Raw genomic sequence first — 21,478 nt, 5'->3', positions numbered from 1 at the left:
TCAATATTATGAAGCACCTTTTTTCAGTATTTTTTACAATATTTTTTCTTACCATTTATGCACAAGAAACGCTTCCTCTTTCAATTCGCCAAAAAGCGGAATTAAAAGAAAAATCGTGGGTGAGAGAAACTCCCTTTGAGAGAATTCCCGTCACTAATATTGGTAACAAAATCAACACTTTTAGCGTAAATAAATACAATGTTAACGAAGTGGTTATTGCTCCAAGTTCTGGTGGACTTTGGTATAGCCAAAATGGCGGGGAAACTTTTGAATTTATTTTTGAAAATCAACCTACACAACAAGTTAGTGCTTTAGCTGTAGATTGGAAAACAGGAGTAATTTGGGCAGGGACACCTTACGGAATATTCGCGTCTCTTGATAAAGGTAAAAGCTGGGAATTCAAAGGATTAGCTTCTTCACAAAATATCAATTCCATCACAATCAATCCTAAAAACACAGAAGAAGTTATAGTAGGAGTACTTGGAAATCAATACAATGCTGATGAAAAAAGAGGAATTTTCAAAACTAATGATGGAGGAAAAACGTGGCAACATAAGCTTTTCATTGGCACACGTGCTGGGGTTTGGCAAATTAAGGAAACAAATAATGGGAATACGCTTTTTGCTTCTGTTTGGCATTCTGAAGATTCTTACTGGGAATCAAAACCTTATGGAAATCTAAGTTGTATTTATAAAAGTAGCAATGGAGGAGAAACTTGGAATAAAATCACGCAATCCAATGGATTTTTGAACGGAAATTTCGTAGGCAAAATTGGATTGGCCGTTTTTGACCAAAACACTATTTATGCTGTTGTGGACAATCGTTCTGTAAAAACAAGAAGTGCTGTTTCAAAAAGTGTTGATAAAACCACTAAAATCCACCTATCTAGCCAAGATTTTGAGTCTATGAGCAAGTCTGATTTTCTAAATTTAGATGACAATCAACTCAATGCTTTCTTGCATAACATAGGTTTGAACGAAAAATATACAGCTACAAATCTGAAAAATATGATTTCAGCAGACATCACTTCTCCTGCAAAACTTCTTTCCTTCTTAGGAGCTAAACATCAAGAAGTTATAGGAGCTGAAGTGTATGTAAGTAATGATGGTGGGACATCTTGGAATAAAACACATTCGACTCCCCTAAACGATACTTTTTATCAAAATGGTAATGATTTTGCGAACATTACAGTTAATCCTACAAATAAAAATCATATTTTTATAGGAGGTTTTCCTCTTTTAGAATCAATTGATGGTGGAAAATCTTGGAGGAATAAATGTTCCATTTCTCTTCAAAACGGATTTTATAAAATTCATTATCAAATGAATACTCTTTTCGCCACAACCAAAAATGGTTTCTCAATTTCATACGATAATGGTAAAAATTGGTCTTACAAAAATGCCCCTCAGTCAGCATCTTTCGAGAAAATTGTGTACGATAAGCATAAAAATACTTTTTATCTGGCAGGAGAACAAGGTATTTTAATGAAAACCAACTCACAATGGAACAAAATTCTGCCTCAGTCACAAATTATTTCAGGAAATAAATTATACGTAGGAAGTGAAAATGGTAGTTTTTACGACTTCAACAATGAAAAAAATTCATTAACCTCGTTAGGTTCAATGTATTTTTCAGAAAACAAAGCTCCTTTACGATTTGGTAAAAAAGCTCCTCTATTTATTTCTCCTCAAAATAATGATATTTTGTATGCAGGAAGTAATAAATTACACATCTCAATGGATAAGGGGAAAAACTGGCGTACCATATCTGAAGATTTGACGAATGGTGATAAAAAGGGAAACAAAACCTATGGAACAATTTCTTCCATAGCGGAATCTCCTTTTCTTTTTGGTTTAATTTACACAGGAAGTGATGATGGAATGATTCACTTTTCAAACAACGGAGGTGTTTCTTGGCAAATGATTTACAACGCATTTCCTAAACCACTAAATGTAAATAACTTAATAGCTTCAAAACACAATCGAAACCGAGTAATTGCCACTCTCAAAAGCACTGATAACAATAATCGCGAACCTTTTATCTTCTTGAGTAATGATTTGGGAAAAAATTGGACTGAAATTCGTTCCGATTTACCCGAAAGCAGAATCAATGTCATTAAGGAAGACCCTAAAAATGAGCAAATTTTATATGTTGGTACGGATAACGGACTTTATGTCTCATTCAATTTAGGTGAAAGTTGGCAACCTTTCTCTAAAAATTTACCTGAAACGGGAATTCTGGATATTTTTATAAATGAAAACAATGGAAAAATGATTGTTTCTACTGAAGGAAGTGGAATTTACAGAACTTCTGTTGATATTTTACAAGACCTTCGTGCCGCAATCATAGCACAAGATTTTTACCCATTACAAGAAAAAATTCGTGTTGAACATTCACCTCTTTGGGGAAACACTTGGAATGAATGGGAAAAAACGAACTCTCCTGAAATTCATTTTTATGGATTTGCTGCTAAAGAAAACTTATCTGTAAATGTTAAAATAATGAAAGGGAAAGTAACTTTACAATCTTTCACTTACAAAACCAACAAGGGATTCAATTACATACCTTACGATTTAACCATTTCTGATGTGGGAAAATTGATGTATGAAAAAAGTATACAAAGATTGATTTTAACCGCTTCTGTTGATAAAAAATACTACCTTCCAAAAGGAAAATACAAAGTAGTTTTCAATATTGGAGATGGTTTTGAAGAGGAAAGAGAACTTGAAATTTACTAAGAAGCACAAAGGCAAGATTAATCAAACTTTTAATCTTGCCTTTTTTCTTTTTATTGGAAAATTTCTTTTTCCACTTGTGTTATGAAATATTCTTTTTGCTCTCCAGTTTTCATATTTTTTAGAATGAAACTTTCCTTTTCGCATTCCGATTCACCAATCAAAACCACAAAAGGAATGTTTCGTTTGTCGGCATATGCCATTTGTTTTTTCATTTTTGCCGATTCAGGATACAATTCTACTTTTTTACCCAAAGAACGCAATTTTTGAATCAGTTTTAGACTTTGTAAGGCTTCTTTTTCTCCAAAATTGATGCACAAAACGTCCAAAGTATCTCCAATTTCTTGCGGAAACAGATTTAATTCCTCCATAACCAAGGAAATTCGGTCTAACCCAAAGGAAATTCCCACGCCGCTGATACCTTTAAGTCCGAAAATACTGGTGAGGTCATCATATCGTCCGCCCCCACCTATCGAACCCATTGCAACTCCTTCAGGAGCAGCTACTTCAAAAATAGCTCCTGTATAGTAATTCAGCCCCCGAGCAAGGGTTACGTCCAAATCCAAAATAGCAGTTTGTAGTGACAAATGTGTTATAGCTTTTTCGATGAATTCCAACTCTTCAATGCCTTTTTTGCCTGTTTCAGAGTCTTTTAAAATTTCTTTCAGAAGATTTATTTTTTCAGAAAAAGTACCTCGAAGACCAAAAATTGGACTTATTTTTTCAATTGCCTGATTGGAAATCCCTTTGGAAAGCATTTCATTGATAACACCTTCTTGCCCAATTTTGTCCAATTTATCCAAAGCCACTGTAAAATCAATCAGCTTTTCGCTTTCGCCAATAACCTCCGCAAAACCACTCAATATTTTTCGGTTGTTGATTTTTATGGTTACTCCTTTCAAATTCAATGAAGTAAAAACCGCATCATACAATTGTACAAATTCTACTTCTTGCCAAAGGCTATTGCTTCCCACCACATCGGCATCGCATTGGTAAAATTCACGAAAACGCCCTTTTTGCGGACGATCGGCACGCCAAACAGGTTGAATTTGAAAACGTTTGAACGGAAATGTAATATCATTCTGATGTTGAACCACATACCGAGCAAAAGGCACAGTAAGGTCGTAGCGCAACGCTTTTTCACAGATTTGCGGGGTGAGTTTGCTTACGTTTTTTGTTTCCCAATCGGTTGAATTTACCTTCTCGGCAAAATTTCCAGAATTTAGAATTTTGAAAATCAGTCGGTCGCCTTCTTCTCCGTATTTCCCCATCAGGGTTTCATAATTCTCAAAACTCGGAGTTTCAATAGGTTGAAATCCAAATTTGATAAATTCAGCTCGTATTTTATCTGTAATATAATTGCGTTTTGCCAATTCTGTTGGGGAAAAATCCCTCGTTCCTTTAGGTAAACTGGTTTTTTGTACTGCCATAAACTTTCTATTAAAAAAACAGAGAGCAAAGGTAAGAATTTAATTTGAATCACCCCGAATTGGTTAATTTTTCATTACTTTTGCCCAGATTTGAAAAAATTCATTTTATACAACCAAACATATTATTTATGCGTAAATTAACATTATACTTTTCAGCATTGCTTTTATTACTCTCTGTAAATGAAGCAAATGCACAGCTTTTCAAAAGTAAGAAGAAAAAAGCCCAAATTGAGGCTGAGGCAAAGAAAAAAGCTGAAGCCGCCAAACCTAAGGGATTTGATGCTGTTATCCCAAAAACGGCAAAAACTACACAGGGGTTGTTTACCATTCATAAGGTGAACGACAAGTATTTTTATCAGATTCCCGATTCGCTTTTAGGGAAAGAAATGCTGATGGTTACTCGTATTTCTAAAACAGCAACAGGTATCGGTTTTGGGGGAGAAGAGGCTAACAATCAAGTAATTCGATGGGAAAAGAAAGATAAAAAAATATTAGTGAGAATGGTCTCACATAGCATCATTGCCAATGATAGTTTGCCTATTTATGAAGCAGTTATCAACTCGAACGTCGAACCTATTTTAGCCAGTTTCGATATTAAAACACGAGGAAAAGACAGCATTTCATCAGTGATTGAAGTCAATGAGCTTTTTGAAAGAGATACCAAACCTTTCGGATTATCAGAACATTACAGAAAACAATACAAAATTGGCGGAATAGACACTAAACGAAGTTTTATCGAGCGAATAAAAACTTTCCCAAAAAATATTGAAGTGCGTAGTATAAAAACGTACAACGCTTCTGAGCCACCTTCTTATACCAGTCGCATTGCGGGAATTATCACTGTGGAAATCAATAATTCAATGATTTTACTTCCTGAAAATCCTATGAAACGTAGGTATTTCGATGAGCGTGTAGGTTGGTTCACGACCAGTCAAACTGATTACGGACTTTCTGTACAAAGAACAAAATCAGTAACTTATCTTGACAGATGGCGATTGGAAGTAAAAGATGAAGACATCGAAAAATTCAAACGAGGCGAACTTGTTGAACCTAAAAAACCTATCGTTTATTACATCGACCGAGCTACACCCAAAGAGTGGGCTCCGTACATAAAACAAGGTATTGAAGATTGGCAAAAAGCCTTTGAAGCTGCGGGATTCAAAAATGCCATCATCGCGAAAGACCCGCCAACAAAAGAAGAAGCCCCTGATTGGGATCCTGACGATATGCGATACTCGGTGGTGCGTTACTTGGCGTCTCCCATACCAAATGCCAATGGCCCACACATTAGCGACCCACGCACAGGTGAAATTCTAAATGCCAATATCAATTGGTATCACAATGTTATGACCTTGCTTCGCAATTGGTTTTTTGTACAAACGGCAGCCATCAATCCCGATGCTCAAAAACCGGAATTTAAAACCGAAATTATGGGACGTTTGATTCGATTTGTGTCTTCACACGAAGTGGGTCACACTCTCGGATTGCCTCATAATATGGGAAGTAGCCACGCGTATCCTGTAGATTCGTTGCGTGTGGCTTCTTTCACCAAAAAACACGGAACAGCTCCTTCCATTATGGATTATGCCCGATTTAACTACATCGCTCAACCTGAGGATAAAGGTGTGGCTTTGATGCCTGAAATCGGGATTTATGACAAATATGCCATCGCTTGGGGATATCGCCCTATTTTGGATAAATCTGCAGAAGAAGAGAAAGAAACGCTAAATCAGTGGATTTTAAAACACGCGGGTGACCCTCTCTACCGCTTTGGACATCAACAGGCAGGACACATTGTTGACCCAAGTTCACAATCGGAAGATTTAGGAGACGATGCGATGAAAGCAAGTGCCTACGGAATTGCTAACCTTAAACGTATTGTACCAAATTTGATAAAATGGACAACCAAAGAAGGAGAAACGTATGAGGATTTAAAAAGCCTTTACGGTCAGGTTTTAGGGCAATATCGTCTTTATATCGGACACGTTTCGGCTAACGTTGGAGGTGTTTACGAATATTACAAAACCGCTGACCAATCGGGCGAAGTGTATGTTTATGTTCCAAAAGATATTCAAAAAAGAGCCGTTCAATTCCTTAATAAAGAGGTATTTAAAACGCCATCTTGGCTCATTGATAATGCCATCATCAAACGTATTGAATATGCAGGAACATTGGAACGTATTAAAAATACACAAGCTATTGGTTTATCACATTTGTTAGACATCGCACGATTGCACAGAGTAATTGAAAATGAAGCTCTTAATGGAGAGAAAGCATACAAAATTACCGAATTGATGAGTGACATCCGAAAAGGCGTATGGACAGAACTTACAATGGGAGCAAAAATTGATGCTTACCGCAGAAACTTACAACGTTCACACGTTGAAATTTTAGGAAAAATATTGCTCGAAACCAAAGCATTGCCTCCTGCTCCACCAAGTCCGTATTTTAAAGGAACGAGTGCTAATGCTCACACCTCGGACATTAAAGCGGCTGTTCGTGCTGAACTTTCACAAATTCGAACAATGGCTCGTTCAGCTTCTTCTGCAGATGCTATGACCCAAAACCACTTGAAAGACATCGTTGCTCGTATCGACAAGCTATTCGAAACGAAATAAAATCTTTTTATTTTTTTCAAAAGGAATTATTAATCTCTTAAAAATTGGATTGATAATTCCTTTTTTATTTTTTTCTTTCTGAAAGTAACTTTTTCTCATTTCAAAGTGGTATATTTGCACCCTTTAGAAACATTTGCTTAAAACATCAATTTCAAAAATATTATAATAGAAGAGAAAATTATGGAAAATAGAAATTATTCCAACAGAGAAAATTCAAACACACAACGTAACAATTACAAGAAAAAAACGTATTCAACCAATTTTAAAAAAGAATACAATAGCAATTCAGCTGAAAATTCTGATAAAAAACCGAAATCAAACAGTTTTAAGAAAAATACAAGCAATCGTTTTTCGGAAAAATCTGAAACGAATTCTTACAAAAAGACATATAATCCAAACTTCAAAGAAGATTCTGGACGAAAAAAAACGTATAATCCTAATTTTAAAGAAGATTCTGGACGAAAAAAAACGTATAATCCTAATTTTAAAAAGAATAACGATTATAAAAAGCCTTTTGTAAAGAAAAATTACACCTATAATACTGAAAACGAAGCTCCAAAACCTATAAATACCGAGATTCGATTAAATAAATTCATTGCAGATGCAGGAATTTGCTCTCGAAGAAATGCCGATATTTACATTTCTTCAGGAAATGTTGAAGTAAACGGGGAAGTAATGACAACTTTGGGCTATCGTGTAAAACCTACAGATGTTGTGAAGTTTGATGGAAAAGTTATTACTTCAGAAAAGAAAGAATACATCTTGTTGAATAAGCCTAAAGGATTCATTACCACTACAAATGATGAAAAAGGACGAAAAACAGTAATGGACTTGGTTGCCAATGCTACAACGGCTCGTATTCTGCCTGTGGGGCGTTTGGACAGACCCACAACAGGGCTTTTGCTTCTTACTAACGATGGAGAATTGGCAAAGAAATTGACACACCCAACTCATGGAGTTAGAAAAATATATCACGTTGTACTTGATAGAAAACTTGATTACAAAGATTTTATAAAAATTGAGGAAGGAATTGAGCTAGAAGATGGATTTATTCAAGTTGACGAAATCAGTTATGTTAATGATAAGCCCAAAAATGAAGTTGGAATAAAAATTCATAGTGGGAGAAATCGTATCGTTCGTCGTATTTTTGAACATTTAGGCTACAATGTTGAAAAACTGGATAGGGTTGTTTTTGCTGGATTAACAAAAAAAGATTTACCTCGCGGACATTGGAGAAGACTCACCCAACAGGAAATCATAAATTTGAAAAATATAAAGTAAATTAAAAAGAGTTGCTGATTAGCAACTCTTTTTATTATTTCCACGTTGTCTCTTTGCCTCAAAAATCAGAACTGCAGCAGCAACCGACACATTCATTGAGTCGATTACACCTTCCATTGGGATAATAATATTTTGATTTGAATTTTGAAGCCACTCGTCTGTAAGACCTTCATCTTCAGTTCCTACTACAATTGCCGAAGCCTCCTTGAAAGACACTTCCGTATAAGGTTTTGAAGCTGAAAGAGCCGCACAAAATATTTTTACATTTCTCTCCTTCAGAAAAGAAATAATTTCAGTGGTACTGCCCATTCCTACAGAAGTAGTAAAAACACACCCAACACTCGAACGAATAATATTAGGATTGTACAAATCTGTTTTTGGATTGGCTATCAGAACAATATCAACACCAGCTGCATCAGCAGTACGTAACAATGCTCCTATATTACCTGGCTTTTCAGGAGCTTCTGCTACCAAAATAAGGGGAGTATTTTTCTTAAATTCAATATCTTTTAACGAATGAGATTTAGTTTTCACCACGGCGATAACCCCTTCAGTAGATGAACGATAGGTTAATTTTTCATATACTTCCTTTGAAATAGAAATAATTTGAGCTTCTTTATTTACCTTTGATAATAAGAGTTTTACCTTATCTTGAGAAAAAATTTCTTTTTGAAATAATATAGTTTCAAAAATATAATTCCCTTGAATTGCCAATTTTATCTCACGTTCACCTTCAACGATAAAAACTCCTTCTTTTTTTCTGTTTCGAGACTTTTCTCTAAGTAAAATTAATTGTTTAATAAACGGATTCTGAATACTTGTAATTTCTTTCATTTTCTATCAAAAATCGAATTGCAAATTTACAAAAAAAGATATTTCATAATTTCATTTTTAGAATGAGCATAAAAAAACGGTAGCTTCAACACTACCGTTCTAATCAAGTTATGAATAAAATCAATACTATTTATTTTTCTATGTAAGCCACACATTCTATTAACTCTGGCTTATTTTTGGTATAAGTATCTAACCAAACTTTCAACTCCTCTACCTCGTAAGGCAATAACCTATCCATTGCTTTATTGAGTTCCTTACGAAATAGTCCTGGGTCAAAACTTACCTTTGATAAAATTGTTTTAGTGTACTCAATCATAGGTCTTTTCATAATAATATTCCTTTTAGTTTCTCTATAGCAAAGATAGAAAATAAAAACGAAAGAATATGATAAAGAATAGTTAATTTTTAGTTAACACATAGAATCATTCTAAATTAATATCAAACCACATTCGGGCTTGAATTCCTTCTTGTTCAGAGAGATTTTTTACTTTTTGGTACATTTTATAAGCTTCTTTTCCCATTTTTTCCTGTAATGTAGTGGCTTTTAAAGAGATTGGATATTTCTGAAAAATCTCCTTGAGGTTTGTTTTATAAATTGGATATGACTCTACATCATAACTTCCCAAAGCATTTTCTTTCGAAACGAAAGACAGAACATCATTTAGCGTTCCAATTTCATCTATCAAGCCATTTTGTAGTGCCTCTCTTCCGCTCCATACACGCCCTTGAGCAATGTTATTTACTTGTTCTACAGACATATTGCGTCCGTTGGCAACTCTATCAATAAATATATCATAAATATTTTCTACTGATTCCTTAGCTTCTTTAATAAAACTTTCTGTCGGCTTTTCAAACAAACTATATTCCAATGAATTAGAATGTGTTGTAACTTGTTCTGCATTAATTCCCCATTTTTCTGCCAGTTTATTCACGTTAGGATAAGCCCCAAAAACTCCGATAGACCCAGTAATTGTACCCTCTTCAGCAAATATTCTGTCAGCGTTACAAGCAATATAATAACCTCCTGAAGCTGCGTAATTTGCCATTGAAACATATACTTTTTTATGTTTTTTAGCAAGATCTATCTCTCTGTGAATCAACTCTGAAGCTAATGCACTTCCTCCAGGGGAATTCACTCGTAACACAATGGCTTTAACATTTTCATCCTCAGAGGCTTTTCTTAATGACTCTGTAATAGTTTCATTTCCAATAATTCCAGGCTGTCCCATTCCGTACACAATTTCACCCTCAGCATAGATTACTGCAATTTTATCCTTTTGCTTTTTCAAAGTAGCTTTATTTACCACATTTTCAGCATATTCCTCAATATTGATAAAATTCACCTCATTAATTTGTGAAGACTCTGTTTTCTCACACAAAATCTGTTCAAATTCATCTTTGAAAATCACACCATCAATCAAATTATTATCCTTTGCCAATTTGGGAGTTCTTGCCTCCAAGTTATTTGCTATTTTATTAAGCTTTTCAACTGAAATTTTTCTATCTTCCGAAATATCTTCCACAATAACATTCCACATTGAATTGAGTAACTCCGTAATTTGTAAGCGATTTTCTTCACTCATTTTATTATCAAGAAAAGGCTCTACGGCACTTTTGTATTTTCCGTGACGGATTACTTCCATCGTCACCCCTGTTTTTTCCTGAATATCTTTAAAAAACAACACTTCTGACGATAATCCTCTGAAATTCAAATACCCAAGCGGATTTAAAAAAATGCTATCAGCTACTGTTTGGAGATAATAATCAGTTTGTGGAATCTCCTCGTTGTAAGCCAAAACAAACTTTCCTGAGGTTTTGAAATCTTGTAAAGCTCTACGCAACTCCTGTGCGAATACAAGTCCTCCCACGTTTCCAGTGCTTTTAATGGTTATTCCTTCTATTCTGTCATCTGTTTTAGCGTGTTCGATAGCTTGTAAAATAGAATTTAACCCGTTGAATTCTTCTATCGTGTAATCAAAATCTTCAATATGAACTCGTTCTCCATAATCTTTCAAAGGGGTTTTAAAGTCCAATTCCAAAACAGAATTGCTTTCTACAATTACATTCGTATCGGTTGTTCCTAAGGAAGAAACCATCATTGAGATGAAAATCAAAAAGAATATAAAAAATATCCCAATGGATATAAAAAAACCTAAAATGGCTGCCAATACATTTTTTAGAAAATTCATAACTTCAAAATAAATTCTTATATCAATACTAATTTGTTGAAACTTAATATTCGGCAAATATAATATTTTTTATCATTTTTTACATTTTTCAAACTTAGAAATAGAATTATCTTTTACTTATAAAAAAAGAAGGCTACCAAAAAGGCAGCCTTAACTTTTCAATCTATTTTTGTATGATTATACTATAAAACGCTATTCAAATCCTTATTAACCTCTCTTACAGCGTTAGCACTCTCTTGGAATTTAGCCTTTTCAGCATCGTTCAATTTGATTTCAACGATTTTTTCAACTCCATTTCTACCGATGATTACAGGAACTCCTAGGCAAATATCATTTTGCCCATATTCTCCTTCAAGAACTACTGAACAAGGGAACATTTTTTTCTGGTCACACGCAATTGCCTGAACTAAAGCTGAAACTGCAGCACCTGGAGCGTACCAAGCTGAAGTTCCTAACAATTTTGTTAAAGTAGCACCTCCTACTTTTGTCTCTTGAGCTACATTGGCTAATTTGTCTTCGCTCAAAAACTCTGAAACTGGCACTCCATTACGTGTTGCCAAACGTGTTAAAGGAAGCATTCCTGTATCACTATGAGCTGCAATTACCATTCCGTCTACATCTGAAAGTGGGCATTCCAAAGCCTCTGCCAAACGATATTTGAAACGAGCACTATCCAAAGCTCCTCCCATTCCAATAATACGATTTTTCGGTAGATTGGTAGCTTTTCTTACCAAATATGTCATAGTATCCATCGGGTTACTTACCACAATCACAATCACATTTGGTGAATGTTTAACCAATTGCTCTACTACCGACTTTACAATATTAGCGTTTGTACCGATAAGTTCTTCACGAGTCATACCTGGTTTTCTCGGAATTCCCGAAGTGATAACTGCAACATCACTTCCCGCTGTTTTTGAATAATCGTTTGTTGCTCCTACAATTCGTGTGTCAAACCCGTTAAGAGGAGCTGTTTGCATCAAATCCATTGCTTTACCTTCAGCAAAACCTTCTTTAATGTCTACTAAAACTACCTCTGAAGCAAAATTCTTAATTGCAATGTACTCAGCACAACTTGCTCCAACGGCTCCTGCACCTACTACTGTTACTTTCATATTTTATATTTTTTTTATTATGTTATATTCTCTACACTTTACGAGCTTCAAAGGTACAATTTTTTGATAAACAAAACAACAGAAATTTAGTATTTTTTACATCATCAATCAAAAGCAAATCTATTCCAGTACCTTACGCATTGCATTGGCTTTTACCAAACATTCTTCGTATTCTTTTTGGGGAACAGATTGGGCAGTGATAGCACTCCCCACCGAAAAGGAAAGATACTTATTTTCAGAATTATACAAAATACTACGAATCACCACATTGAAATCAAAATCGTTATTAGCAGTGAAATAACCTATAGCTCCACTATATGCACCACGCTTAATCGCTTCAAGATTTTCAATGATTTGCATTGCCGAAATTTTGGGAGCTCCCGTCATACTTCCCATCGGAAAGGTAGAACGAATTACGTCAACAGAGTGTGTTCCTTCTTTTACTCTCGTTTCAATGGTAGAAATAAGTTGATGTACCTGCTTGAAAGTGTATGGTTTACACAATTCTGTAACTTTCACACTTGCTTTTTCGGCATAAAGTGATAAATCATTTCTGACCAAATCAACAATCATCACATTTTCAGAACGTTCCTTCGGATTTCGCTCTAAATCTGAGCAAAGTTTTCTATCTTCTTCCTGATTTTCAGAACGCCTTGCAGTTCCTTTAATAGGTTGAGAAATAACCACATTCCCATTTCGTTGTAAATAACGCTCAGGAGATGCTGACAACACATATTTCCCGTCGAATTTAAAAAAACTTGCAAAAGGCGGCTCCGAAATATGATTGAGCTTCTCATAAACAAAAAGTGGTTCAATATCAATATTTTGTATGTAATACTCTTGACAGAAATTAGCCTCGTAAATATCACCTCGAGCTATGTGCTTTTGCATTTTCCCAACCTGTTCTACATAATTTTCTTTTGAAATTCGTGCAGAAACCTGTTTTTTTTGTGAAAAATCCGTATCCTTATGGATTGATTCTTCAGAAAATATACAAATTTGCTCAAAATCACTATCAATTTCTTCAGAAATGTTTTCTAAATAACTAAAAATAAGGTAATCTTCCTGAAAAAAAACTATTTTTTGAGGCTGAAAAAAATATAATTCAGGAAATTTAAGTCCGTCAAAATTCTCAGATTGTAAATTCTCGACATCATTTTTTAAATCATAAGACAAATAGCCAAAAATATAGTCGTTTGTAGCATCAATAAAAGACTTCAAGGCCTCAAATGCTCCTTTGGTTTCGTATTTTTCCAAAATTTTATGAGGAAAAAATGCTAAAACGGCTTCAAACTGCCGATACTTGTCTGGATATTGATTGGAATCCAACCAAATTACATTAGTTTGTAAAGAATTTGCCCAAAATAAAGCCTTTTTTTTTATATTTTTTAAAGAATCTATCTGAAATTTCTTTTCAACACGCATTTTTTGAAAGTTTGATTTTTAAAATCTGCTTTTTTCAATATTTTTCAGCATATATGTATTAACTGCTATATATTGACAATGAGATTCTTAAATTGATTACGCAAAAGTACGTATTTTTTTTGATTCTTTGTGTTTATGAATAAATTGCTTCAAACATAGTACATTACGTTTTAAATTGAAATTTATTTTTATTACTTTTGCGGCGTTTTCATAGTTTTATCAATGAATTTAAAATATATTCTCTTGTTTTCAAGTATTTTATCTTTTTTTCAATCACTTTTAGGGCAGAATAAACCTCTTTCTGATATTGAAGTTTTTAGAAAAAATCCTTCTGAAGTAACTTCTTTTGAAGAGGCTCGAGAGTCTGCAGAGAAAATCATACATTTCCTGTTACAAGAAAAACGAATTCCAGGAGTTTCTGTAACTATCACTAAGCAAAATCACATGATTTGGCAAAAAGGATATGGATATGCGGATATTGAGAAGAAAAAAGGCATCGAACCGCAGAAAACATTATTTCGAGTAGCGAGTGTCTCCAAACCCTTGTCGGCGGTGGTTCTTGCTCGTTTGCAAGATAAAAAAGAATTTGATTGGAATTTATCACTTTACGAATATATTCCTGATTTTCCTAAAAAACCTTTCGACTTCACTATCAAACAATTAGGAGGACATATTGCAGGAATCCGCAGTTACAAAGGGAATGAAATGGTTAATAACAAACCTCTATCTATTGAAGAAGGAATCAATTTCTTTAAAAATGACATTTTGGAATTTGCTCCTGGTACAAAATATCTGTACAGCAGTTTCAACTGGAATTTAATTTCTTTAGCGATGGAACGCTGTTTAAACAAAAAATTTGAAGATATTGCCTCAGAAGAAGTTCTTAAACCTTTGAATATGAACAATACTTTCCCCGACAAGGGTAAGATAATTAAAAATGAGGCTATTCCTTATTCAGGTTCCAAAAAAGAATTTAAACCTGCTGCTATGGTTCACAATTATTATAAACTTGCTGGTGGAGGATTCTTATCGACTTCTGAAGACATTGCCAAATTAGGAAATGTTGTTATTTGCCACGACTTTCTCTCACAAGAAACTGAAAGTGAAATGTTAACATCTTTATGCATCGATGACGATAACGAAACGGGATATAGCATTGGTTGGCAGTCAAGTAAAGACTGGAATGGACGTCCTTATTATGGACACATCGGAAATGGCGTTGGAGGATATGCTTGGTTTTACGTTTATCCGCAGGAACAAGTAGTTGTTACAATGCTTTTTAACGTAACTAATCCACAGATTGACATTTACTTACAACGAATAACTGACTTTATTTTAGAAGGAGCAGAATATTTAGATTTTGGTTTTTAAAACAAATATTCAACTTAAGAAAAAAATAATTGAAAAACCTTTGGAAAAATAAAATTACAGCACTATCAAACTTCATTTTTAGAACCAAAAAAAGCATTTTATCCATAAAATAAAAATAAAATATGTTAAATAAATGTATAATTTACAGATTTAGCACAATTATTGTGTGTTATTCATCAAAATCTAAATTATGCAAATTAAGAACATATTATTAACAGGAGCTTCTGGAACCCTAGGCTACGAAGTTTTAAAACAACTCATTGAAAAAAAACACTACAAAGTAAGAGTTTTTGATATCAAAACTCCACAAACTGAAAAGAAATTTGCAAGTTTACCTCAAACTTTTGAAATTGTTTATGGAGATATTTCTAACCTTGAAGATGTAGTAAAAGCCACGCAAAATATTGATGCTGTAATCCATTTGGCTGCTATTATTCCTCCACTTGCTGACGACAATCCCCAACTTGCCGAACGTGTCAATGTTAAAGGAAGTGAAAATCTCATTAAAGCTTTAGAACGATACTCCCCACAAGCATTTCTTATGTATAGTTCTTCTATTTCGGTGTATGGAGATCGAGTCAAAGACCCTTACATAACAATAAATGATCCTTTAACACCAAGTGAAGGTGATGAGTATTCTGTCACGAAAATTAAATCCGAAAAAATGGTTCAAAACTCTAAATTATCTTGGACAATCTTTCGGTTAGCTGCAATTATGGGGAATCATAAAATGTCAAAACTTATGTTTCATATGCCTTTGAATACAGCTATGGAAATTGCTACACCTAGTGACACAGCACGAGCGTTTGTAAACGGACTAGAACATCAATCTGAACTTAATAAAAAAATTTTCAATCTGGGAGGAGGCATCGAATGTCGGACAACCTACGAGAATTTTCTGCAAAGATCATTTCATATTTTCGGACTCGGAGATTTGAACTTCCCCAAAAAAGCTTTTGCTGAAAAAAATTTCCATTGTGGTTACTACGCTGATGGTGATGATTTAGAGAACATCGTAAAATTTAGAAAAGACAATTTAGATGACTATTTTAAAATGATTGCTGATAGAATAAATCCCTTCGTTAAGTTCTTAACAAAAATATTCAGGTCAATCATAAAAAAACTACTTCTGAAAAAATCAGAACCTTACGAAGCTATAAAAAAGGGGAATCAAAAACTTATAAAACGATTTTTTAATTTTTAAAACAATTTAATTATGAAAAATAAACTAATTTACCTACTTGCTAGTCCTTTAATTTTACTTTGTTCTGAATTATCAGCTCAAAGCAGTCTAACAGTAAATCTCAATAATCTAAAAACAGACACTGGTTTTGTGGAAATAGGATTGTTCAATAAAGCAAAAGGTTTTCTGAAAGAAAATCACCATTTCAGAAAAAAACGAGTAAAAGTAACAAAAAAGAAAATGTCCTATACCTTTACTGATATTCCTAATGGAGATTACGCTATCGCAGTGTATCACGACGAAAACGCTAACGGGATTACCGATAAAAACTTTTGGGGCATTCCACAGGAGCGTTATGGGTTCTCGAACAATTTTCGTCCAAAACTTTCTGCTCCAACGTTTGAACAGGTGAAATTTTTTATAAAAGGCGATGAAGATATTTACATATCTCTAATTTAAACAAAAAACGCTCAAAAGATAACTTTTTGAGCGTTTTTAATTATTTTATGATTTCTATTTTATCTTCTGTAACCAATCCCGCATATCTACTTCTTTAGAAATAACACTTCTTAGCTCTGATATTGGAATACGAACTTGCTCCATCGTATCGCGATGACGCAAAGTAACAGTTTGGTCTTCTTTAGTTTGATGGTCAACTGTTACGCAGAAAGGCGTTCCAGCCGCATCTTGCCTACGATAACGACGCCCAACAGCATCTTTCTCATCATAAGAAACACTAAAATCGAATTTTAGTTCATCTATAATTTCACGAGCGATTTCTGGTAATCCGTCTTTTTTAAGTAACGGAAGTACAGCTACTTTCGTCGGTGCTAATACAAAAGGAAGACGAAGTACAGTACGTGTGTCGCCACCTTCCAAGGTTTCTTCTTGTAAAGAATTTGAAAGCACCGCCAAGAACATTCTATCCAGTCCGATAGAGGTTTCCAACACATACGGAACGTAACTTTTATTTTCCTCTGGGTCAAAGTATTGTAATTTTTTTCCTGAATATTTTTCGTGGTTTCCTAAATCAAAATCAGTACGTGAGTGGATTCCTTCTAACTCTTTGAAACCAAACGGAAAACGGAATTCAATATCACAAGCCGCATCGGCATAATGTGCTAATTTTTCGTGGTCGTGGAAACGATAATTTTCGCTCCCCATTCCTAATGACAAATGCCATTTGAGTCGGGCTTCTTTCCAATGTTCGTACCATTCTTTTTGAGTTCCTGGTTTGATGAAAAACTGCATTTCCATTTGTTCAAACTCACGCATACGGAAAATAAACTGACGTGCAACTATCTCATTACGAAAAGCTTTCCCAGTTTGAGCAATTCCAAACGGAATTTTCATACGTCCTGTTTTTTGTACGTTCAAGAAATTAACAAAAATCCCTTGTGCTGTTTCAGGGCGAAGGTACAAATCCATTGCAGTATCGGCAGTTGCCCCCAGTTTTGTTCCGAACATCAAGTTGAATTGCTTTACGTCTGTCCAATTTTTTGAACCCGATTCAGGACAAGCAATTTCCAGTTCTTCAATTAAGGCTTTTACATCCGCTAAATCTTCATTTTCAAGCGATTTTGCCAAACGTTTCAAAATGGTATCGGCTTGGTTTTTATATTCAACTACACGAGCATTGGTTGTGATAAACTGTTCTTTATCAAAGGCTTCTCCGAAGCGTTTTTCGGCTTTCGCTACCTCTTTTTCAATTTTAGCTTCAATTTTGGCAACATAATCTTCTACCAAAACATCGGCTCGGTATCTCTTTTTAGAATCTTTATTATCGATTAAAGGGTCATTGAATGCATCTACGTGTCCTGACGCTTTCCACGTGGTGGGGTGCATAAAGATGGCAGCATCAATTCCTACAATGTTTTCGTTCATTTGCACCATTGCTTTCCACCAATACTCACGGATATTTTTTTTCAGCTCAACACCATTTTGTCCGTAATCATAAACGGCACTTAGCCCATCATAAATTTCACTTGATTGGAATATATATCCGTATTCTTTTGCGTGAGAAATCACTTTTTTAAAAAAATCCTCTTGATTTATCATAGTTTTAACAACAAAATTACTCAATTAATCATCTAACTTTCAAATATATATCAGATTATTTTTAGCAACCACACTGATTATAACGGCAAAGGTAACGAAATATCTCAAAAAATATCTACCTTTGGCTGAAAATAAATCATTTACTATGATTTTTTCAGATTTACTTTCCGTAATATTGCCAGACTATTGCATCGGATGTGGCTGTATATTGAATCGTAAAGAATCTTTTTTATGCATTTCTTGTAGAGGAGAACTTATTGAAACACAGATGCATTTACAAAAAGAGAATCGAATAACGAAACGCCTTTACGGTCAGTGTGATTTGTTTTGTGCTACCTCACTTTTCTATTTTCACAAGGATAGCGTCGTACAGAATTTAATCCATCAATTAAAATACAAAGGTAAAGAAGAAATTGGCACTTGGTTGGGAAATTGGCTCGGCGAAAAAATAAAAAACATACCAGATTTCCAAAAGGCCAACGTTGTTGTTCCTGTCCCTCTACATAAAAGCAAGTTAAATAAACGTGGATACAATCAAGTTGCTCTCTTTGGAAAAACTTTGGCTCGAATTTTGCGGGTGGAATATGTTGATGATGTACTTGTAAAGATTAAAACAAACACCACACAAACTAAGAAAGATTTATGGTCCCGTTTTAATGATAGTAAAGATATTTTTGCTATACAAAATGCACAAAAACTAGAAGGAAAAAACATCTTACTCGTAGATGATTTGATTACCACAGGAGCAACCATTGAAAGTTGTTATAATCAATTAGTTAAAATAAAAAATGTAAAAATTGGCTTAGCAACAATGGCTTATTCTTTATTACACAATTAAACCTTTTAGTAAAAATAAAATCTAAGTAAAAAGATAATAGGTAATTTTGATATTAATTTAATTTTAAAAAAGATGAAGAACTCTTTAAAAATGATGGCGGTTGCCTTTTTGATGTTTGCTTTCAATGCAAATGCTCAAGTGATAAGTTTCAATCAAGAAGTACAAATTGTACAAGAGAAAGACGGGATAAAACAAGAAAAGGAGAAAAAATCTTGCTGCAAAAATAAGGAAGGTAAAAAAGAATGTAGCAAAGACGAAAAATCTTGCTCAAAAGAAAGTAAAAAATCTTGTTGTAAGAAAAATAAAAAAGAGAAAAAATAACTTTTCCATTTATTTTTTAAATTTAATGAAGGAATCTCAGCAAGTAGCCGAGATTCTTTTTTGCATTAACATCTAATATTTTTTTTAAAAAACTTTGGTTTTACAATTTAATTCTTACCTTTGCGGAACATTTATATCAAATTTAATGACAATTAACAACACATATTTCGGTTTTTATTATTTTATTTTTCTAAATAAAAATCGAGGCTTTGTGTAAATATAGTAATATAAATAAATTTTAAGGTTAAACAATGAAAAGTCTCGGGTAATAGCGGGGCTTTTTTTATGTTTTGATAGCATCAACTAAGATATGCAACAAAAAATAGCAATTCAAGGAATAAAAGGGTCGTTTCATTATCAGGCTGCTCAGGAATATTTCGGCAATCAAATTACGATTATTGAATGCAACTCCTTTGACAAAGTAGCCCAAAGTTTGCTTAAGAATGAAGCCGATTTGGGGGTAATGGCTATCGAAAATAGCATAGCAGGTTCCATTTTGCCTAATTATGCTCTCATTGACCGATTGAAGCTCAATATTATTGGAGAGCATTACATTGATATTCAGCAAAATTTGATGGCTCTTTCAGGGCAAGACCTCAATGACCTTAAAGAAGTTCACTCTCACCCGATGGCTCTACTACAATGCAAACAATTCTTTGAAAATTACCCACATATCAAATTGGTTGAAGATACTGATACGGCAAGTACTGCCCAACGTATTCATCAAAAACAACTTTTAGGAATTGGTGCAATCGGCTCAAAATCAGCAGCAGAATTGTATAATTTGAACATTATTCGCCATAGTATCCAAACGATGAAAGTCAATGCCACTCGCTTTGTAATACTGACCACAAAAGAGGAAAAAATCGACCGAAATCAGGTTAATAAAGCCTCTCTAAAATTTCAAGTACACCACAAACGCGGAAGCCTCGCCACCGTTCTGAATGTAATCAGCGATTGCCGAATCAATATGACTAAAATTCAGTCACTTCCTGTGATTGAAACTCCTTGGAAATACGCCTTTTTTGTGGATATTGTATTTGAAAATTATGAAGATTTTGAAAAAGCACAGAAATTATTATCCATTATGGCAGAGGATTTTAAAGTTTTAGGAATTTATAAAAATGCATTGATATAATTCATTTTAAGTAGAAAAATCAACCCATTTACAAAATATGAAAACAGCAGTCATTATCGGTTTAGGACTTATCGGAGGGTCAATGGCTCTTGAACTTCGCAAACGTTGCGGATACCAAATTTGGGGAATTGATGCCAACGCCGAAAATGCACAAAAAGCATTGGCTTTGAACATCATAGATAAAATAGTCGATTACAACCACATCACAAATGCGGATATGGCAATTGTGGCTGTGCCAGTAGATATTATCCCCAAAGTATTACAAAAAGCCCTCAATTACGCAGGAGAACAGACCGTAGTTATGGATATGGGGTCAGTAAAAGGAAGTATTTGCAAATCTGTTGAGAATCACCCAAACAGAAAAAATTTTGTAGCAAGTCATCCAATGGCAGGAACAGAATTTTCAGGTCCAGAAGCAGCAATTTACAATCTGTTTGACCACAAAGTGATGGTTTTTTGTGAGACAGAAAAAAGCGATAAACATCTGGTAGAAAAGGCAATTGAATTCGCTCAAAAGCTGAATATGCGAATCAAAATACTATCGCCCGAAGCCCACGACCGCCACACGGCTTACGTGTCGCACCTATCACACGTGAGTTCGTTTATGCTTGGAAAAACCGTTCTGGAAATAGAAAAAGACGAACAAAACATTTTCGATTTGGCAAGTACAGGATTTGCCTCCACCGTAAGATTAGCCAAGAGCGATGCCGCAATGTGGTGTCCTATCTTTCTGGAAAACAGAGAGAACGTACTAAAATCCCTTGATGAATACATCAAAAATTTAGAAGAATTCAGAACGCTTATTCAAAACCAAGAAGACAAAAAAATCCGAAAAACAATCAAAGAAATCAATTATATCAAGAAAATTTTAAAATAGATTTTTCTTTTATTTCACCCATAAATAACTGAATTTCAAGCTATAAAACAAATATTCAAAAAATA

At 34.2% G+C, this 21,478-nt stretch carries 17 protein-coding genes; 10 read left to right on the top strand and 7 right to left on the bottom strand.

From position 1 onward, the window contains the following. The first annotated feature begins 8 nt into the window (after window positions 1–8). A complete protein-coding gene (locus CGC48_RS08715; RefSeq protein ID WP_098029269.1) occupies window positions 9–2,738 on the top strand; it encodes a VPS10 domain-containing protein in 2,730 nt (909 codons plus the stop codon). Window positions 2,739–2,788: 50 nt separating this feature from the next. Here CGC48_RS08715 and hisS read toward each other — a convergent pair whose 3' ends face one another. Continuing rightward, on the bottom strand, window positions 2,789–4,165 hold the full coding sequence (gene hisS / locus CGC48_RS08710; protein WP_098029268.1) for a histidine--tRNA ligase: 1,377 nt from the start codon (window positions 4,163–4,165) through the stop codon (window positions 2,789–2,791). 128 nt (window positions 4,166–4,293) lie between these two features. On the opposite strand from hisS, the gene CGC48_RS08705 reads away from it, so the two are divergent. Together CGC48_RS08705 and CGC48_RS08700 are read left to right on the top strand one after the other, a co-directional pair. Next, on the top strand, window positions 4,294–6,783 hold the full coding sequence (locus CGC48_RS08705; protein WP_098029267.1) for a zinc-dependent metalloprotease: 2,490 nt from the start codon (window positions 4,294–4,296) through the stop codon (window positions 6,781–6,783). A gap of 180 nt (window positions 6,784–6,963) precedes the next feature. Beyond that, window positions 6,964–8,064 (top strand): pseudouridine synthase, encoded by a 1,101-nt coding sequence (locus tag CGC48_RS08700; protein ID WP_098029266.1) that lies wholly within the window; start codon window positions 6,964–6,966, stop codon window positions 8,062–8,064. An 18-nt stretch (window positions 8,065–8,082) separates the two neighbouring features. On the opposite strand, the gene CGC48_RS08695 is transcribed toward CGC48_RS08700, so the two are convergent. From CGC48_RS08695 to CGC48_RS08675, 5 genes are all read right to left on the bottom strand, one after another. Continuing rightward, window positions 8,083–8,898, bottom strand: coding sequence for a TrmH family RNA methyltransferase (locus CGC48_RS08695; protein ID WP_098029265.1), 816 nt, complete (start codon window positions 8,896–8,898; stop codon window positions 8,083–8,085). Between the two features lie 130 nt (window positions 8,899–9,028). Next, complete coding sequence (locus tag CGC48_RS08690; RefSeq protein WP_018280379.1) at window positions 9,029–9,226, bottom strand: hypothetical protein; 198 nt, start codon at window positions 9,224–9,226, stop codon at window positions 9,029–9,031. Between the two features lie 94 nt (window positions 9,227–9,320). Beyond that, window positions 9,321–11,087 carry a signal peptide peptidase SppA gene (sppA, locus tag CGC48_RS08685; protein ID WP_098029812.1) on the bottom strand — a complete coding sequence of 589 codons (1,767 nt, stop codon included), beginning with the start codon at window positions 11,085–11,087 and terminating at the stop codon, window positions 9,321–9,323. 182 nt (window positions 11,088–11,269) lie between these two features. Next, window positions 11,270–12,202 carry a malate dehydrogenase gene (mdh, locus tag CGC48_RS08680; protein WP_041989884.1) on the bottom strand — a complete coding sequence of 311 codons (933 nt, stop codon included), beginning with the start codon at window positions 12,200–12,202 and terminating at the stop codon, window positions 11,270–11,272. Window positions 12,203–12,322: 120 nt separating this feature from the next. After that, window positions 12,323–13,627, bottom strand: a complete 1,305-nt coding sequence (locus CGC48_RS08675; RefSeq protein WP_098029264.1) for an anthranilate synthase component I family protein — start codon at window positions 13,625–13,627, stop codon at window positions 12,323–12,325. A gap of 222 nt (window positions 13,628–13,849) precedes the next feature. Between CGC48_RS08675 and CGC48_RS08670 the strand changes: the two genes are divergently transcribed. The 3 genes from CGC48_RS08670 (at window position 13,850) to CGC48_RS08660 (ending at window position 16,640) form a co-directional block, all read left to right on the top strand. After that, the gene (locus CGC48_RS08670) at window positions 13,850–14,998 is read left to right on the top strand and encodes a serine hydrolase domain-containing protein (protein ID WP_098029263.1); all 1,149 of its coding nucleotides are present in this window, start codon (window positions 13,850–13,852) and stop codon (window positions 14,996–14,998) included. Between the two features lie 190 nt (window positions 14,999–15,188). Beyond that, window positions 15,189–16,202, top strand: coding sequence for an NAD-dependent epimerase/dehydratase family protein (locus CGC48_RS08665; protein WP_098029262.1), 1,014 nt, complete (start codon window positions 15,189–15,191; stop codon window positions 16,200–16,202). Window positions 16,203–16,214: 12 nt separating this feature from the next. Next, window positions 16,215–16,640: a DUF2141 domain-containing protein gene (locus CGC48_RS08660; protein WP_098029261.1), complete on the top strand. Its 426-nt coding sequence runs from the start codon at window positions 16,215–16,217 to the stop codon at window positions 16,638–16,640. Window positions 16,641–16,694: 54 nt separating this feature from the next. Here CGC48_RS08660 and CGC48_RS08655 read toward each other — a convergent pair whose 3' ends face one another. Further along, a complete protein-coding gene (locus CGC48_RS08655; RefSeq protein WP_098029260.1) occupies window positions 16,695–18,239 on the bottom strand; it encodes a glycine--tRNA ligase in 1,545 nt (514 codons plus the stop codon). Window positions 18,240–18,384: 145 nt separating this feature from the next. On the opposite strand from CGC48_RS08655, the gene CGC48_RS08650 reads away from it, so the two are divergent. The 4 genes from CGC48_RS08650 to CGC48_RS08635 all read left to right on the top strand — a co-directional run bounded on the left by CGC48_RS08650 (window position 18,385) and on the right by CGC48_RS08635 (window position 21,413). Continuing rightward, on the top strand, window positions 18,385–19,077 hold the full coding sequence (locus tag CGC48_RS08650) for a ComF family protein (RefSeq protein WP_098029259.1): 693 nt from the start codon (window positions 18,385–18,387) through the stop codon (window positions 19,075–19,077). 72 nt (window positions 19,078–19,149) lie between these two features. Beyond that, on the top strand, window positions 19,150–19,398 hold the full coding sequence (locus tag CGC48_RS08645) for a hypothetical protein (RefSeq protein WP_098029258.1): 249 nt from the start codon (window positions 19,150–19,152) through the stop codon (window positions 19,396–19,398). A 310-nt stretch (window positions 19,399–19,708) separates the two neighbouring features. Then, window positions 19,709–20,536, top strand: coding sequence for a prephenate dehydratase (locus CGC48_RS08640; protein WP_098029257.1), 828 nt, complete (start codon window positions 19,709–19,711; stop codon window positions 20,534–20,536). A 37-nt stretch (window positions 20,537–20,573) separates the two neighbouring features. Continuing rightward, a complete protein-coding gene (locus CGC48_RS08635) occupies window positions 20,574–21,413 on the top strand; it encodes a prephenate dehydrogenase (RefSeq protein ID WP_098029256.1) in 840 nt (279 codons plus the stop codon). Window positions 21,414–21,478 lie beyond the last annotated feature (65 nt).

Source organism: Capnocytophaga cynodegmi, assembly GCF_002302475.1.
Lineage (GTDB): Bacteria > Bacteroidota > Bacteroidia > Flavobacteriales > Flavobacteriaceae > Capnocytophaga > Capnocytophaga cynodegmi.
This window is presented reverse-complemented; position numbering and strand designations above follow the sequence as displayed.

Excerpts from the sequence above, each read along its gene's own strand:
- CGC48_RS08715 (WP_098029269.1), top strand. The coding sequence starts at position 9 with ATGAAGCACCTTTTTTCAGTATTTTTTACAATATTTTTTCTTACCATT.
- hisS (WP_098029268.1), bottom strand. The coding sequence starts at position 4,165 with ATGGCAGTACAAAAAACCAGTTTACCTAAAGGAACGAGGGATTTTTCC.
- CGC48_RS08705 (WP_098029267.1), top strand. The coding sequence starts at position 4,294 with ATGCGTAAATTAACATTATACTTTTCAGCATTGCTTTTATTACTCTCT.
- CGC48_RS08700 (WP_098029266.1), top strand. The coding sequence starts at position 6,964 with ATGGAAAATAGAAATTATTCCAACAGAGAAAATTCAAACACACAACGT.
- CGC48_RS08695 (WP_098029265.1), bottom strand. The coding sequence starts at position 8,898 with ATGAAAGAAATTACAAGTATTCAGAATCCGTTTATTAAACAATTAATT.
- CGC48_RS08690 (WP_018280379.1), bottom strand. The coding sequence starts at position 9,226 with ATGAAAAGACCTATGATTGAGTACACTAAAACAATTTTATCAAAGGTA.
- sppA (WP_098029812.1), bottom strand. The coding sequence starts at position 11,087 with ATGAATTTTCTAAAAAATGTATTGGCAGCCATTTTAGGTTTTTTTATA.
- mdh (WP_041989884.1), bottom strand. The coding sequence starts at position 12,202 with ATGAAAGTAACAGTAGTAGGTGCAGGAGCCGTTGGAGCAAGTTGTGCT.
- CGC48_RS08675 (WP_098029264.1), bottom strand. The coding sequence starts at position 13,627 with ATGCGTGTTGAAAAGAAATTTCAGATAGATTCTTTAAAAAATATAAAA.
- CGC48_RS08670 (WP_098029263.1), top strand. The coding sequence starts at position 13,850 with ATGAATTTAAAATATATTCTCTTGTTTTCAAGTATTTTATCTTTTTTT.
- CGC48_RS08665 (WP_098029262.1), top strand. The coding sequence starts at position 15,189 with ATGCAAATTAAGAACATATTATTAACAGGAGCTTCTGGAACCCTAGGC.
- CGC48_RS08660 (WP_098029261.1), top strand. The coding sequence starts at position 16,215 with ATGAAAAATAAACTAATTTACCTACTTGCTAGTCCTTTAATTTTACTT.
- CGC48_RS08655 (WP_098029260.1), bottom strand. The coding sequence starts at position 18,239 with ATGATAAATCAAGAGGATTTTTTTAAAAAAGTGATTTCTCACGCAAAA.
- CGC48_RS08650 (WP_098029259.1), top strand. The coding sequence starts at position 18,385 with ATGATTTTTTCAGATTTACTTTCCGTAATATTGCCAGACTATTGCATC.
- CGC48_RS08645 (WP_098029258.1), top strand. The coding sequence starts at position 19,150 with ATGAAGAACTCTTTAAAAATGATGGCGGTTGCCTTTTTGATGTTTGCT.
- CGC48_RS08640 (WP_098029257.1), top strand. The coding sequence starts at position 19,709 with ATGCAACAAAAAATAGCAATTCAAGGAATAAAAGGGTCGTTTCATTAT.
- CGC48_RS08635 (WP_098029256.1), top strand. The coding sequence starts at position 20,574 with ATGAAAACAGCAGTCATTATCGGTTTAGGACTTATCGGAGGGTCAATG.